The 16,175-nt window shown below is 34.6% G+C and carries 13 protein-coding genes and 1 tRNA gene; 8 read left to right on the top strand and 6 right to left on the bottom strand.

What is annotated here, in order from left to right; genetic code table 11:
• Positions 1–19: 19 nt before the first annotated feature.
• The 3 genes from ACPX19_RS05155 to ACPX19_RS05145 all read right to left on the bottom strand — a co-directional run bounded on the left by ACPX19_RS05155 (position 20) and on the right by ACPX19_RS05145 (position 749).
• Positions 20–90: transfer RNA gene (locus tag ACPX19_RS05155), tRNA-Cys, on the bottom strand.
• A gap of 50 nt (positions 91–140) precedes the next feature.
• Entirely contained in the window at positions 141–503 is a 363-nt protein-coding gene (folB, locus tag ACPX19_RS05150) for a dihydroneopterin aldolase (RefSeq protein WP_426431901.1), read from the bottom strand.
• Positions 504–548: 45 nt separating this feature from the next.
• Positions 549–749 (bottom strand): zinc ribbon domain-containing protein, encoded by a 201-nt coding sequence (locus ACPX19_RS05145; protein WP_320554884.1) that lies wholly within the window; start codon positions 747–749, stop codon positions 549–551.
• 146 nt (positions 750–895) lie between these two features.
• Here ACPX19_RS05145 and ACPX19_RS05140 point away from each other — a divergent pair, with 146 nt between their 5' ends.
• Positions 896–2,902, top strand: coding sequence for a glutamine--tRNA ligase/YqeY domain fusion protein (locus ACPX19_RS05140; RefSeq protein ID WP_426431900.1), 2,007 nt, complete (start codon positions 896–898; stop codon positions 2,900–2,902).
• 99 nt (positions 2,903–3,001) lie between these two features.
• A complete protein-coding gene (locus ACPX19_RS05135) occupies positions 3,002–3,478 on the top strand; it encodes a DUF1761 domain-containing protein (RefSeq protein WP_426431899.1) in 477 nt (158 codons plus the stop codon).
• A gap of 60 nt (positions 3,479–3,538) precedes the next feature.
• Here ACPX19_RS05135 and ACPX19_RS05130 read toward each other — a convergent pair whose 3' ends face one another.
• The gene (locus ACPX19_RS05130) at positions 3,539–4,465 is read right to left on the bottom strand and encodes an SPFH domain-containing protein (RefSeq protein WP_426431898.1); all 927 of its coding nucleotides are present in this window, start codon (positions 4,463–4,465) and stop codon (positions 3,539–3,541) included.
• An 85-nt stretch (positions 4,466–4,550) separates the two neighbouring features.
• Here ACPX19_RS05130 and ACPX19_RS05125 point away from each other — a divergent pair, with 85 nt between their 5' ends.
• A complete protein-coding gene (locus ACPX19_RS05125; protein ID WP_426431897.1) occupies positions 4,551–5,231 on the top strand; it encodes a hypothetical protein in 681 nt (226 codons plus the stop codon).
• Positions 5,232–5,279: 48 nt separating this feature from the next.
• On the opposite strand, the gene gltX is transcribed toward ACPX19_RS05125, so the two are convergent.
• A complete protein-coding gene (gene gltX, locus ACPX19_RS05120) occupies positions 5,280–6,797 on the bottom strand; it encodes a glutamate--tRNA ligase (RefSeq protein WP_426431896.1) in 1,518 nt (505 codons plus the stop codon).
• Between the two features lie 340 nt (positions 6,798–7,137).
• Positions 7,138–8,178 carry an alkane 1-monooxygenase gene (locus ACPX19_RS05115; protein WP_426432431.1) on the bottom strand — a complete coding sequence of 347 codons (1,041 nt, stop codon included), beginning with the start codon at positions 8,176–8,178 and terminating at the stop codon, positions 7,138–7,140.
• Between the two features lie 462 nt (positions 8,179–8,640).
• On the opposite strand from ACPX19_RS05115, the gene ACPX19_RS05110 reads away from it, so the two are divergent.
• The 5 genes from ACPX19_RS05110 to ACPX19_RS05090 all read left to right on the top strand — a co-directional run bounded on the left by ACPX19_RS05110 (position 8,641) and on the right by ACPX19_RS05090 (position 16,015).
• Complete coding sequence (locus tag ACPX19_RS05110) at positions 8,641–12,261, top strand: DUF4175 family protein (protein ID WP_426431895.1); 3,621 nt, start codon at positions 8,641–8,643, stop codon at positions 12,259–12,261.
• Positions 12,254–12,664 (top strand): rRNA maturation RNase YbeY, encoded by a 411-nt coding sequence (ybeY, locus tag ACPX19_RS05105; protein WP_426431893.1) that lies wholly within the window; start codon positions 12,254–12,256, stop codon positions 12,662–12,664. Before ACPX19_RS05110 ends, ybeY begins: the two co-directional genes overlap by 8 nt.
• 83 nt (positions 12,665–12,747) lie before the next feature.
• Positions 12,748–14,619, top strand: a complete 1,872-nt coding sequence (mnmG, locus tag ACPX19_RS05100) for a tRNA uridine-5-carboxymethylaminomethyl(34) synthesis enzyme MnmG (RefSeq protein ID WP_426431892.1) — start codon at positions 12,748–12,750, stop codon at positions 14,617–14,619.
• Between the two features lies 1 nt (position 14,620).
• Positions 14,621–15,088: a hypothetical protein gene (locus tag ACPX19_RS05095; protein WP_426431891.1), complete on the top strand. Its 468-nt coding sequence runs from the start codon at positions 14,621–14,623 to the stop codon at positions 15,086–15,088.
• Between the two features lie 69 nt (positions 15,089–15,157).
• Positions 15,158–16,015: a class I SAM-dependent methyltransferase gene (locus ACPX19_RS05090; protein ID WP_426431889.1), complete on the top strand. Its 858-nt coding sequence runs from the start codon at positions 15,158–15,160 to the stop codon at positions 16,013–16,015.
• Positions 16,016–16,175: the final 160 nt, after the last annotated feature.

The following is a 16,175-nucleotide window of genomic DNA, read 5'->3' as shown; positions in this document are numbered from 1 at the left end:
TCAATTACTAAAGACTTTGAGGTGTCGAGCGGATTCGAACCGCTGTAGATGGTGTTGCAGACCACTGCCTAGCCACTCGGCCACGACACCTTATTGCGAGCGCAAATATATAAATTATTACTGTTTTAGCCTATACTGGCCTATTTTTTTCGTTTTTCTGAAAGCTTAATAGTGACCATTTCTACATCACCTCCAATAGGAGGGTTAATTTTACTCACAGAAACAGTAACTTTAGAAACTAGTTTATCCTCATTAAGGATTCTATCTATAATGCGCTGGGCCACGGTTTCTAAAAGTTTAGAAGGTGTAACCATTTCTTCACGCACTACTTTATTTAAAAACACATAATCAATTGTATCGCTTAAATTATCTGTTTGTGCAGATTTTGATAAATCTGCATTAACCACAACATCTACACGATAATCACTACCAATAGCAGTTTCTTCTTTTAAACAACCATGATTAGCAAATACGCGGATATTTTCAACTTTTATTATTCCCATATCGCAAAGATAAACCTTCTTTTATTCCTGCGAAGTTAGGAATCTCTAATTCGTAAAAAAGTCAAAAATATTACTAATAGCACTCGTTTTAGCTTTAAAAAACTCAGTATAAGTACACTTTTTGCATGTTACAGAGGTAAACTTTTTATTCTGTACATCAAAAATTTTAGATAGTGTTCCACCTGTAGCTCTCATTTCACCAAGTTCATAAGTGGTGTTATCACATTTTGGACATTTGTAATTCATATTTTTTTGATTTTGGTTATATACATTCTATCAGTAACATATGGTGCATTAATGTTACATTTTACTTAATTTTGTCAGCTGAATTAGCAATTGTGTTTTAGTACGTTGTGTCTGATACCTTAAACCTAATTCCTAACACTTTAATAATGTCAGAAGAAACAAAATCACTCAATTTTATTGAGCATATTATAGAAGAAGATTTAGCAAACGGACTACCAAAAGAAAAGCTACGTTTTCGTTTTCCTCCAGAACCTAATGGTTACTTACACATTGGTCATACCAAAGCCATAGGTATTAGTTTTGGATTGGGCGAAAAGTATAATGCACCAGTAAATTTAAGATTCGATGATACCAATCCATCAAAAGAAGAACAAGAATATGTTGATGCTATAAAGCGCGATATTGCTTGGTTGGGGTATAGATGGGCTAACGAATTATATTCTTCAGATTATTTTGATGAACTTTATGATTGGGCTGTAAAATTGATTAAAGATGGAAAAGCTTATGTTGATAGCCAAACGTCTGAAGCCATAGCCGAACAAAAAGGTACACCTACACAACCAGGTACTAATAGTCCTTATAGAAATAGAAGTGTGGAAGAAAATCTGGATCTATTCCAACGAATGAAAGCAGGAGAATTTTCTGCAGGTACTCACGTTTTACGTGCTAAAATAGACATGGAAGATCCCAATATGTTGATGCGCGATCCAATAATGTATCGCATCATGTATGCGCACCATCATAGAACAGGAGATGAGTGGTGTATTTACCCAATGTACGATTGGACACACGGCGAAAGTGATTACATAGAGCAAATTTCACACTCATTATGTTCTTTAGAATTCAAACCACATAGAAAATTATACGATTGGTTTAGAGACCATGTTTATGAGTATGCTAAGGATAAGCTACCACTACCACCAAAACAGCGCGAATTTGCTCGTTTAAACCTCTCATACACCATAATGAGTAAGCGTAAGTTGCTTAAGTTGGTAGAAGAGAAGGTGGTTTCTGGTTGGGACGACCCAAGGATGCCAACTATTTCGGGTTTACGACGTCGTGGTTACACACCAAACTCTATTAGGGAGTTTATTAAAAAAGTTGGTGTTGCTAAGCGCGAAAATGTGATTGACGTCTCACTACTTGAATTTTGCATTCGTGAGGATTTAAACAAAACAGCCAATCGTGTTATGGCGGTTTTAGATCCTGTAAAAGTTGTAATCACTAACTATCCTGAAGATAAGGAAGAATGGTTGGAAGCAGAAAATAATCAGGAAGATGCTTCAGCTGGTTACAGAAAAGTACCGTTTTCTAGAGAGATTTATATAGAAAAAGAAGATTTTAAAGAGGAAGCGGGCAGTAAGTTTTTTAGATTAAAATTAGGCGGTGAAGTTCGTTTAAAAAATGCTTATATTATTAAAGCCAATGATGTAGTGAAAGATAAAAATGGAGAAATCACCGAAATTCATTGTACTTATGATATAGATACGTCAAAAAAAGTAAAAGGAACGTTACATTGGGTGTCTATAAAACACGCTATAACTGCTGAGGTAAGAGAATATGATCGTCTTTTTATGCACGAAGCTCCAGACAGTGACAAGGACAAAGACTTTATGGAATTTTTAAACCCTAATTCTCTAAATGTAAGAACAGGTTATTTAGAACCAAGTTTGTCTGAAGCAAAAGCAGGAGAGCGTTTTCAGTTTCAACGTTTGGGATATTTTGTGGTTGATGAGAATTCTACTCCAGGTAGATTAGTTTTCAATAAAACGGTTGGATTAAGAGATAGTTGGGTAAAGCAAGCACCAAAACCTCAGGCAATCGCACAGGAAAAGCCAAAAAAAGTACAACAAAAACGTTCTGCAATCAGTGTGATTCAGCAATTAGGCAAGAAATACACTAATTATCCTGAAGCTAAACAAGCTAATGTAAAAGCTGAAATTATTGATTTAGCTAAAGATGTGAGTTATGACGATTTAGAGCCTTTATTTGATACCGCAGTAAAAAAAGCAGGCACACGTATTGCCGTGATGATTGCGTTAAAAGAACTGCTTAAAAAGGGCTTAGAGCGTAATGATGCTGTTAATGAATTTATCACTAAAGCATTAGAAGATCAAAATGAAATTTTAGTTGCTGAAGCTTCTGAAATATAATAAGAGTCTAATTGATATTAAATTTATGAAAAACCTCTGAAGTAAAACCTTAGAGGTTTTTTTGTACTTTTAATTTATACTAACTAAAACAACATCAGTATGGAATTAAATTTTTTAGCCATTTTGGTTTCGGCTATTGTACCTTTACTCATTGGTGCTATTTGGTACAACCCAAGCGTGTTTGGAAATGCTTGGATGAAAGCTTCAGGAATGACCGAAGAGAAAATGAAAAGCGGAAATATTGCCGTAATCTTTAGCGTTACTTTGGTATTATCAGTTATGCTGGCTTTTACGGTAAACGGTATGGTAATTCACCAAGTTGCTGCAGAACAGTTGGCATTTACCAATCCAGACGCAGAATCATTTCAAGCTTTTATGGCAGAGTTTGGCAATATGCACCGAAATTTTGGTCATGGAGCTTTACATGGTGCCATAGGAGCAATATTCTTTGTATTGCCAGTTTTGGGCATCAATGCTCTTTTTGAAAGAAAAGGATGGAAGTATATCCTAATCAATGTGGGCTATTGGTTGGTAACTTTAGCCATAATGGGAGCTATACTTTGCGGCTGGAAATAAGAAATTAAGCAAAAAAAAAATCCGAAGTTTCTCCTTCGGATTTTTGCTTTATAAGCATCTTTACTCGTCTTTTTTCTTTTTAGCGCTCTTCATAGCTTCTCCAATTTGATTACTTGCCGTAAAAGATGCAACCATTTCATTAAGCATATTACTACCCGTTTGTGGTGAATTTGGCAATAAAATAAGATTGCTATTGGTTTCCTCACCTAAAGATTGAAGGGTATCATAATGTTGTGTTACAACAATAAGAGCAGAGGCTTCTTGAGAATTAATACCAACTCTATTAAGTACCTCTACAGACTCTTCTAAACCACGAGCAATCTCACGTCTTTGGTCTGCAATACCTTGTCCTTGTAGACGCTTGCTTTCTGCTTCAGCTTTAGCTTTTTCTACAATTAAAATACGTTGTGCATCACCTTCAAATTGAGCTGCAATTTTTTCACGTTCAGAAGCATTAATACGGTTCATAGCCGCTTTTACTTGTGCATCAGGATCTATATCAGTAACAAGGGTTTTGATAATGTCATATCCATACTCAATCATAGCATCGTTCAATTCAGATTTTACAGCTATTGCAATATCATCTTTACGCACAAAGACATCATCTAATTTCATTTTCGGTACTTCAGCACGTACCACATCAAAAACATAGGATGTAATTTGTTCGTGCGGATAGTCGAGTTTGTAAAAGGCATCATAAACCTTTTGACTAATTACCCTATACTGAACAGAAACCTTTAAACGCACAAAAACATCATCCAAGGTTTTAGTTTCTATGATTACATCTAGCTGTTGAATCTTAAGGCTCAAACGCCCTGCGATTCTATCAACTAAAGGAATTTTTAATCTCAACCCTGATTGAGCTATATATTGAAAACGTCCAAAACGCTCAACGATTGCTGCGGTTTGCTGTTTCACGATAAAAAAAGATGATATGATGATGATTAGCCCAAAAAATATAATTGGTAATAAAATAAATTGACCCATAATTGGTTTTTTTAATGGTTAATGAATACGAATACTAAATGTAAATAATTTTACTTAGGTTTGTCTTCATTAGCTCTAAAATCGAATGAAAAAAACAAAACTCTATTTATTAGTTGCTGTTTGCACCTTATTTGTTACATTAAGTTATGCACAACATAAGCGTTATGCCATTAGGAATGGAATAGGCATTCAAGGTGGTGTAACTCAGTTTGATATTATTACCGACAACTTTGTTACTAAGAGTAATTATGGTTTTATGGGAGGTTTATCAGCTTCTGTAGATATTCCACATAAATGGTATAATGTGAGTTATAACTTTTTACTTTCTCAAAACAATATTGATATTGCAGCCTTTTCACTATTGAATTCAAACGAAGAGTTCGTTGAATATAAACTACTTACCGCGCAATTATCTTTCTTATTACACGTCAAACTGATTAAGAGTAATTTAACCTTAGATCTTGGACCAATGTTGCAGTATAACGGAGATTTAGAGTTAAAAGATGATTCTAAAGAAGGGTTGATCGTTGCTAGTTACGATTCACTTTTAACCGAAGATATATCTAAAATATCAAACTTTAATGTGAATGGAGCGGTAGGTTTATCGGCAGGTTTTGGTCCGTTTAGACTGAGAGCGCAATACATTTATGGTTTTACCAATATGTTGAACAAACTCAATGATGAAGAGTTAAATGTTGGTTCAAATGATAATAAATTTAAAGGCAACCAGTCTATGATTGCCTTTACTGCGATTATTACGTTTTAGTGATTTATCAATTGTCATCCTGAACTTGTTTCAGAATCTCACCTTAGTTTAAATGGTCTTCACCAAAGCGGCAATACGCTTAACCGTTTCGGCTTTACCAATCATAAACATTATATCAAACACATCAGGACCTTGTAAAGCACCAACCAAAGCCAAACGCAATGGCATCATTACTTTACCGAAGCCAATTCCATTGTCTGTTATCCAACCTTTTATGTTAGTTTGAAGGTGTTCAACCGTAAAATCTTCAGTAGCATTCACTAATTCCACTACTTTATTTAGAATATCTGCGGTATCGTCCTTTAAAGCTTTTTTAGACGCTTTTTCGTCATAATCTGTAGGAGACACAAAGAAGAAATGGCTCAATTCCCAAAAATCACTTACAAACGTTGCACGTTCTTTAATTAAACCCACAATCAATGCAATGTAATTCAAATCAATATCTTTCAATAAGATGTTTTTAGCCTGAAATTCTGTAGCCAATTCCAAATCTAACTGCTGCTGCATGTAGTGATGATTGTACCATTTAGTTTTATCGGGATCAAAACGCGCACCAGCTTTGTTCACTCTTGCTAAATCAAAATCACTCACCAATTGTTCTAAACTAAAAATTTCTTGCTCAGTACCAGGATTCCAACCTAAAAAGGCCAAGAAATTAACCACAGCTTCAGCAAAATACCCATCCTCTTTATAACCTCTGGAAACTTCATTGGTTTTTGGGTCTGTCCAAGCTAATGGAAACACAGGGAAACCTAATTTATCACCATCACGTTTGCTTAATTTTCCTTTTCCTGTTGGTTTTAGGATTAAAGGCAAATGTGCAAATTCTGGTGCTTCCCAACCAAAGGCATCATACAATAATTTATGTAAAGCCAAAGATGGCAACCATTCTTCACCGCGAATAACATGAGTGATTTCCATTAAATGGTCATCTACAATATTGGCAAGGTGATAGGTGGGCATGCCATCACTTTTAAACAGAATCTTATCATCAAGTATGTTGGTGTCTATTGAAATATCACCTCTAATAATATCCTTTAGCTGTAAAGTTTCATCTTGAGGCGATTTAAAACGTACCACAAAATCGTCGCCAGCATCAATCTTTGCTTGGGTTTCTTCTTCAGAAAGCACTAAAGAATTTACCAAACGTCCTTTTTCACGATTGTGCCAGTTGTAGATAAAGGTTTTACCTTCAGCTTCGTGTTGTTTTCTGTGTGCCTCAAGTTCTTCAGAAGTATCAAAAGCATAATAGGCTTTACCTTCAGCAATCAATTGATCAGCATATTGTTTGTACAAATGCTTGCGCTCGCTTTGTCTATAAGGACCAAATTTTTCGTTTTTATCTGGACCTTCATCAAACGGAATACCACACCAATTTAAGGCTTCTACAATATACTCTTCAGCTCCTTCTACATAACGGTTTTGGTCTGTATCTTCTATACGTAATACAAAATCACCATTGTGCTTTTTGGCAAATAAATAATTGAATAAAGCAGTTCTTACACCACCAATATGTAAAGGCCCTGTTGGACTAGGCGCAAAGCGCACACGTACTTTTTTTGACATTTCTATAATTCAAATAATTTGTCATTCTGAACTTGCTTGTGCTGAACTCGTTTCAGTATTTCAGAATCTTGGCAAAGATAGAATTATAAGAAATAAATATAACTTAAATTAAATCCAAATTCTTAGAACCATATACGAAAACATTAGAATTCCTATAAGGCTAAAGACTTTAAAAAAAGACCCTGCAAAGACCCAAAACCTAGTTTTCAATATTTCGGGATTCTTTCTTAAATAGAAATTTCTAAGTATACTAATCCATAATTTATTGAAGAAATACCAGATTATTGGAATATACAAGAGGAAAACGATTGTCTTCTCTATTTTTTGTAAGTACTCATAATTAAACAATCATTTCCTTAGGCACATGTTTATTCATAATCTTAAACCAAAGCGGTGGCACCATTGCCAATACCATTGAGGTTGGATAGCCAAATGGCATTTGCGGACTATCATCGTGGCAATCTAAGATTTGATATTTTTTTGAAGACTTAAAATGATGGTCGCTATGTCGTGTTAATTCATACAACACAATGCGACCGATAACGTGATTAGAGTTCCACGAGTGTATTTCTTTTACACGTTCGTAACGACCGGATTTGGTTTTTAAACGCAGTAAACCATAGTGTTCAATATAGTTAACGGTTTCAAGTAAAATAAACCCAACCACACCTGCGCAAAAGGCAAAAAGTAAAGCTGTAGTTCCTAAAAGCAGTGTAACTGAAGCCAAATACAACAGTTGAAAAATGGTATACCATAGCATATCATTCTTAATAGAAAAGAAGGATTGCTTATTATTTTTCAATAGTTTTTTCTGAATGTTCCACGCATTAAAATACTGTCTAACCGTAGACGTTAGCCAAAACGAATATACACTTTGATTGTATTTTGCGGTTGCAGGATCTTCTGGTGTTGCAGCGTGAAGATGATGCCCAAAATTATGTTCAATATAAAAATGCATATAAAAAGAGGGTAGAAGCAAGGCTTTACCCAAAAAGCGTTCGTTAGTTTGTTGTCTGTGTCCAAGCTCGTGACCAACATTAATCCCGTTAACGCCTAAAACAATGCCTACAGAAAAAATGAGTCCAACAAACTCATAAGTTTCCAAAGGTTGACGAGTAACCAAAATCAAAGCATAAATCACAATGCCATAAACGATGGGTAAGTTGAGGTAAAGCAACCAATCAAAAATTTTGCGTTTTAATCTGTTATCTACCTCTTCAGATTGAAGATTAGTAGTATCTACAGGAAAAATAAGTTCTAAAACAGGAATACAAACAAATGCAAAAATAGGTGTAGCCCAAACCCAATAGCTCTCAAAACCAAGTCCTAAAACCGCCATAATTGGGATTGAAAATGCCGCTAAATATTTAAGGTCTTTCATAATCTTATTTGTCATTCTGCCTTTCGTCTACGCTCAAGATAAACTACGGCAGGAATCTATTTCTACATTAAAACCACTGTGATTTAAAACTTTAATCCTCTAAATTAACACAATCTTATCAAATTAAGGAAATCATCAATTAAAATAAAATTGTAGTTTAGTAAGTTAAAGAAGGAAATTTCAAAGAATTAAATCCTAAATTACAAGTAGAAATTTTGTTTTTAGGTAAATGTTTTTTGCTTCTTGAAATTCCGACATAGTCGGAAGCAACGATTTTCAGAAATAATCAGTAATAATAATAATTTTGAAAATAAAATCTAGGATTGAAGTACAAAGCTTAATTTGAGCTAATATTATACAGTTAGTAGCGAATGGTGCTTTAGCAATTTCCTAATAAATCGTTTTGATTTTTTGGTTCTTTTGTATCAAGACAAAATGAACAGAAAGAAATAACAGCTAAGAATGAGCAATTTCGAAACCATAAAAAACAAACTACAGCAATTCATTAAAAAATATTACACAAATGAATTGCTAAAAGGCGCAATTTTATTTTTCGCCATTGGCTTGTTATATCTCATTATAACGCTATTTGTAGAATATGTGTTTTGGCTAAACCCAACAGCAAGAACCATTTTATTTTGGGTGTTTGTAGCCGTTGAGGTCGCTTTGTTCGTTAAGTTTATTGCTATTCCGTTAGCACATTTATTCAATCTAAGGCAAGGTATTGATTACGAAACTGCTTCAAAATTGATTGGTAATCATTTCCCTGAAGTCAATGACAAATTGTTGAATGTACTTCAGCTGAACCAAAGTCCACAACAGTCCGATTTGTTGTTGGCAAGTATAGAGCAGAAGTCGCAAGAATTGCAACCCATTCCGTTCAAATCTGCAATCAATTTTAAGACCAATACCAAGTATTTAAAGTATGCGGCTATTCCTGTAGTCATCATTTTATTGTCTTATATCACAGGAAAAATCGATTGGTTTAGTGATAGTTACGAGCGTGTTGTGAATTATAAAACAGCCTATGAACCACCAGCACCTTTTCAGTTTTTTGTGTTGAATGAAAATCTACAAGCCATTGAAGGTAAGGACTTTAAACTCAAAGTAAAAACTGTAGGCGATGTCATTCCTGAGAACGCTCAGATTCAATTCAACGGTCAATCCTATTATTTGCAACAGATAGCACCAGGTGAATTTCAATACACATTTAATCTTCCGAAAAGCAATATAGAATTTAGTTTATCAGCTAACGACGTCAATTCAAAATCGTACGAATTGCAAGTGGTAAATACACCAAACTTGGTCAATTTTGAAATGCTGTTAGATTATCCATCGTACACACAAAAACAAGATGAGGTATTAAAAAGTACAGGTTCTGCGGTTGTTCCAGAAGGTACAAAAGTGACTTGGAAAGCAATGACCAAAGCCACAAATGCTGTTCATATTTATGCCGAGGATACCTTAACGTTCTCAAAAAATGACAACAACAATTTTGAAGCGACTAAGCGATTATTCAGAAACTATAATTACAGCATTTCAACCAGTAACGAGAATCTAAAGGACTACGAAAATCTGGCTTACAATATTTCCGTGGTTAAGGATTTGCATCCTGAGCTCAACATCAAAATGCAAATCGATTCCTTAGACCAGCAGAGTATGTATTTCTATGGTCAGGCGAGTGATGATTTTGGTTTGTCAAAATTGAATTTGGTGTATTATCCAACAGAAGATGAAACTCAGAAAGTGGTAGAGCCGATAAGCATTTCAAAATCTAATTTTAGTGAGTTTGTGAGCGCGTTTCCAAACCAATTCAATTTAGAAGAGGGTGTCAGCTACCAATTGTATTTTGAGGTTTATGATAACGACGCTATTCACAATTATAAGCGTACAAAAAGTAGTGTGTTTAGTTACCGAAAATTAACTAAGGACGAAGAAGAGCAGGAGCAGTTACAAGAGCAGAATGAAACGATAAAAGATATTGGTAAGACGTTTGAAAAATTAGAAGAGCAAGACAAAAAGCTTGAAGAATTTTCTAAAACACAAAAGGAAAAACAAGAGCTTAATTTTAATGATAAAAAGAAATTTGAAGACTTCCTGAAACGTCAAAAACAACAAGAGCAGTTGATGAAAAATTTCAACAAAAAGCTGCAGGATAATTTGGAAGAATTTCAGGAAGAAAAGAAAGAAGATCAATTCAAAGAAGACTTAAAAGAGCGTCTAAAAGAGAATGAAGAAAAGCTAAAGCAAGATGAAAAGTTGCTCGAAGAATTAGAAAAGCTTAAAGATAAAATCAACAAAGAAGAGTTTACCCAAAAGCTTGAAGAATTAGCCAAACAAAACAAAAACAAAAAGCGCAGTATGAAACAACTCTTAGAGTTGACCAAGCGTTTTTATGTGATGAAAAAGGCTGAAAAAATTGCCAATCAGTTAGACGATTTAGCGAAGAAGCAGGAAGAACTTTCCAACAAAGACAAAGAGAACACCAAAGAAAGGCAAGACGAATTAAACAAAGAATTCCAAAAGCTTCAAAAAGATATTGACGACTTACAACAAGACGACAGACGTTTACAAAAACCGATGAATGTTCCTGTGGATGAGTTTTTAGAAGATGGTGTAAAGTTTGACCAAAAGGAAGCTAAAGAAGCGCTTGAGAAGAAGGAAGAGAATGAAAGTAAAGGCAAATCTAGTGAAGCACAAGAACAACAGCAAAACGCTCAGGAAAAGCAGAAAAAAGCTGCTAAAAAGATGAAGCAGATGAGTGAGCAGATGATGCAAATGCTATCTGGTGGAGGCGGAGGTGGAGGCGACCAAGCTTCTGAGGATGCTGATGCCTTACGTCAAATCCTAGAGAACCTCTTATTGTTTTCTTTTGACCAAGAAGAACTGATGAATACGTTTGAGAGTATAGACATCAACAATAATAAATACGGCAAATACATCATTAGCCAAAGTAATTTGAGAGAGCACTTTGAGCACATTGATGATAGTTTGTTTGCCCTGTCTTTGCGTCAACCAAAAATTTCTGAGAAGGTAAATGAGCAAATCACAGAAGTGTATTTCAATATAGATAAAGCGCTTGGTCAATTAACTGAAAACCGTTTATATCAAGGTGTGTCTTCTCAGCAATATGTCATCACAGCGAGTAATGAATTAGCAAGTTTTCTCAGTGATGTTTTAGATAACATGGAGATGCAAATGAATTCAGCTATGGGTTCTGGAGGCGGAGGAGGTCAGCAACTTCCAGACATTATTATGAGTCAAGAAGAGCTCAATAAGCAAATGGAAGAAGGAGTAAAAAAGAACGAGCAAGGAAAACAAGGAGAAGAGGGACAGCAAGGTGAAGGTGAAAAGCCAGGACAAGAAGGTAGCCAAGGCAAAGAAGGAGAGGGAAAACAACAAGGAGAACAAGGCCAACAAGGTGAGCAAGGACAGAGTGGGCAAAGTGGTGAGAATGGACAGTCAGGAGAACAACAAGGCAAAGGTGGACAGAACGGAAAGAATGGCCAACAGAATGGTGAAGGTAATCAAGAAGGTGGTGAAGGACAAAACGGAAAAGACGGCAAAGGTGAAAATGGAAAAGGAGGAAAAAATGGTAAAAACGGAAATGGCTCTAATGGAGATGGTAATGGTGAAGAACAAAATGATGGTTATGGTGAAGGTGGAAGAGAAGAACAGAATGAAGAATTATTTAAAATTTACCAACAACAACAACAATTGCGTCAGGCACTAGAAGACCGTTTATCTAAGGAAGGAAAGATTGAATCTGCTGGCGAATTGATAAAGCAAATGGAAGATATAGAGTTGGATTTATTGAACTACGGTTTCACAAATCAAACGCTTCAAAAGATGATGGATGTACAACATCAATTATTAAAATTAGAGAATGCCACCTTTATGCAAGGTCAGGATATGAAGCGTGAATCTGAAACAAACAAGAAGGATTTCAACACTAACAATCCTAGTCAAATTCCAATAGCAAAACAATACTTTAATACTACTGAAATATTAAACAGACAAGCACTACCTTTGCAGAATCATTTTAAGAAAAAGATTCAAGAGTATTTCAAAAGCAATGATTAGTTTTAATTACGAAACCGATTTTAAATTAAAGAACGAAACACAAATTTCAGAGTGGATTTCTAAAGCCATAACTTCAGAAAATTGTAAGGAAGGTGAACTAAATTATATCTTCTGCTCTGATGATTATTTACATAAAATCAATGTTGATTTTCTAAATCACGACACCTTAACAGACATCATTAGCTTTGATTACTCGGTAGGAAAAGAGCTACATGGGGATATTTATATTTCAGTAGAACGTGTAGAAGATAATGCGAACGATTTTAAGGTGTCTTTTGAAGATGAATTGGCACGAGTAATGATTCACGGCATACTACATTATTGTGGATATAAAGATAAGAGTGAAGATGATGTTAAGACGATGCGTTTTAAAGAAGACTACTATTTGAGTACGCGTTTTTAGTCTTATGTTTTAGATGTATCTTTGTGCGTTTGATTTTAATGAAATTCTAATTGTTCCACGTGGAACATTAAAAACATTCAACAATGTTTAATGAAGTTTACGATGTAATTGTTGTTGGCGCAGGTCATGCAGGTAGTGAAGCCGCCGCTGCTGCCGCCAATATGGGAAGCAAAACATTGTTAATTACAATGAACCTTCAAAATATTGCACAGATGTCTTGTAATCCTGCTATGGGTGGAATTGCAAAAGGACAAATAGTGCGAGAAATTGATGCGCTTGGTGGTTACAGTGGAATTGTTTCAGACACTTCTGCAATCCAATTCAAGATGCTAAATAAATCTAAAGGACCAGCAATGTGGAGTCCTAGAGTGCAATCTGACAGAATGCGTTTTGCTGAAGATTGGAGGTTGTTGTTAGAGCAAACACCGAATCTCGATTTTTATCAAGAAATGGTGTCAGGTTTAATTATAGAAAACCACAAAGTAGTTGGTGTAAAAACCTCTCTAGGAATTGAAGTAAAGGCAAAAACTGTTGTACTTACAAACGGTACTTTTTTAAATGGTCTAATTCATATTGGAGATAAAAACTTTGGTGGAGGCAGAGCAGGAGAAAGAGCTGCAACAGGAATTACAGAAGACCTTATCAAACTAGGTTTTGATTGTGGTAGAATGAAAACCGGAACACCACCAAGAGTAGATGGAAGATCCTTAGATTATTCTAGAATGATTGAACAACCAGGTGATGAAAATCCAGAGAAGTTTTCATATTTAGATGTTACAAAACCTTTGGCCGAACAACGTTCTTGTCATATGACTTATACAAGTCCAGAGGTACACGACTTGCTTCGCGAAGGATTCGATAGATCGCCCATGTTCAACGGTAGAATTCAAAGTATTGGACCACGTTATTGCCCTTCAATTGAAGATAAAATCAATAGATTCGCGGATAAAGATAGGCACCAGTTATTTGTAGAACCCGAGGGTTGGAATACGGTAGAAGTTTATGTTAATGGGTTTTCAACATCCTTGCCAGAAGATGTACAGTATAGAGCTTTACGTTCTGTGGTTGGATTTGAAAACGTGAAGTTTTTTAGACCTGGTTACGCTATTGAATACGATTATTTTCCACCTACACAACTTAAGCATACACTGGAAACTAAGTTGGTTGATGGATTATATTTTGCAGGTCAGATAAACGGTACCACAGGTTATGAAGAAGCAGCATCTCAAGGATTAATGGCTGGAATTAATGCGAGTTTAAAAGTGCAAGAACGAGATCCTTTTATACTAAAAAGAGATGAAGCTTATATAGGTGTTTTAATAGATGATTTAATCACAAAAGGCACAGAAGAGCCTTATCGTATGTTTACGTCGCGTGCAGAATATAGAACGCTTTTAAGACAAGATAATGCAGATTTTAGATTAACACCTAAAGGTTATGAGCTAGGTTTGGCATCTGAAAAACGATTAAGGCGAATGGAAGAGAAGCAATCAAAAGCTTCAAATTTTGTTCAATTTTTTAAAGATACTAGTGTTGCACCAGAAGAAATAAATCCGATTCTAGAATCAAAAGATTCTGCAAAAGTGAAGCAACAAGATAAGATGTTTAAGCTGTACGCACGACCAAACATCACGATTGATGATATGCGAAAAGTGGCCTGTGTAGATGCGTATATTTTAGAAAACAATTTAGATTCTGAAGTGATAGAGCAAACTGAAATCCAGGTGAAATATGCCGGCTATATAGAAAAGGAAAAGAATAATGCAGATAAGTTAAATCGCTTAGAAAATGTGAAAATCCCATCGAATTTCGATTACTCAAAATTGAAATCTATGAGTATAGAAGCTAGACAAAAGTTAACCGAAATTCAGCCCGTAACCATTTCACAAGCATCAAGAATTAGTGGAGTATCACCTAATGATATTTCTGTTTTATTGGTGTATTTAGGGAGGTAAAATGGGAGAGGTAATATTGAAGCAAACGGTACATCCTAATGTAAAGTGGATTTTAGGCTATCCATTTCTACTGGCTTTTTTAATCCTTTCTTTTGTTGAACCTGACAAAATCTATTTGTTAGTCCTCCCCGTTTTGGTACTTTCTTATGGTTTCGATTATGTGTTTACGGATGAAAATAAAAGTTATGTCAGACTCAATCTTTTTAAGATAGTTGTTTTTAAATTTGAAAAGACATTTATAAAGCCAACTTATATTTCTTTATTTAAGCAGGCATTTTCTAGAGAAGTTGCATTTGGTTTTTCACCTCAAATTTTAGGTGATCAAAAATATTCACTCTACACAATTAAGTTATTTAATGATAATGAAAATATGATTGTTTTTGAGTCTGAGGATAAGGCTAGAACATTAAAGTTAGGACGTGAACTTTCTGAATTATTACAAGTAGAATTATATAATACTTTAGAATAGTTCCACGTGGAACAATCGAATTAAAATAAAAATTATTGTCATTTTGAACCTGTTTCAGAATCTATTTTAATGAATAAAAAACCAACATATCTCACCGTAAAAGATCATTCTGTTTCTAGAGAAGAATTTCAATTATTGCATAATGAGGAATTCGATATGTTAGAAACATTTCCACAACCTCAAGGCGAAAAACTTTCAGAATATTACAAAAGCGAAGATTATATTTCACATACAAATGCCAAACGAAACCTATTTGAAAAAGTGTATCATTTAGTCAGAATGATTTCTTTAAAACGAAAATTGAAATTGATTAATTCATTTCATTCCGAAGAAAAAACGCTTTTAGATATTGGATGTGGTACAGGCGATTTTTTAGAAATCGCAAAAAATAATAAATGGAAAGTTGTAGGAGTAGAGCCAAACGAACAAGCTAGATCACTTGCAAATTCTAAAACCAATGATTCAGTTTTCGATATTCAACATTTGGAAACTTTAAAAGAAAACAGTTTTGATGTTATTACACTGTGGCACGTTTTAGAGCACTTACCAAACATAGAGATGCACATCAAACTTTTTAAACGACTACTGAAACGAAACGGAACTTTAGTAATAGCTGTTCCTAACTTTAAGAGTTATGATGCACAATATTATAAATCTTTTTGGGCAGCTTATGATGTGCCTAGACATCTTTGGCACTTTTCAAAAACTGCTATCGAAAAATTGTTTCACGAGGAACAATTAACATTGGTGGAAACTTTACCCATGAAATTTGATGCTTACTATGTGAGTTTACTTTCAGAAAAATACAAATCTGGTTTTATGAATCCCATTAAAGCATTTTGGATTGGATGGTGCTCAAATCTTAGAGGAAATCGTTCTAAGGAGTATTCTTCGCACATTTATGTTTTAAAATCTAAGAATAATTAATATTAAACCACTCAAAGAGCTATTCTGTTCTTACATGTAGAAATCATATTAAAGAAAATTAAAAGTGGCTTAAAACGCCTTATTTCAGTCTAGATTTAATTGATGTTGATTATTTAAAACTAAAACAACCATAGATTTTAGCTATGGCATAAAAAATTTC

This window comes from Winogradskyella sp. HB-48 (genome assembly GCF_049942685.1).
GTDB lineage: Bacteria > Bacteroidota > Bacteroidia > Flavobacteriales > Flavobacteriaceae > Winogradskyella.
The sequence above is the reverse complement of the archived record's forward strand: the minus strand, read 5'-3'. Positions and strand labels throughout refer to the sequence as shown.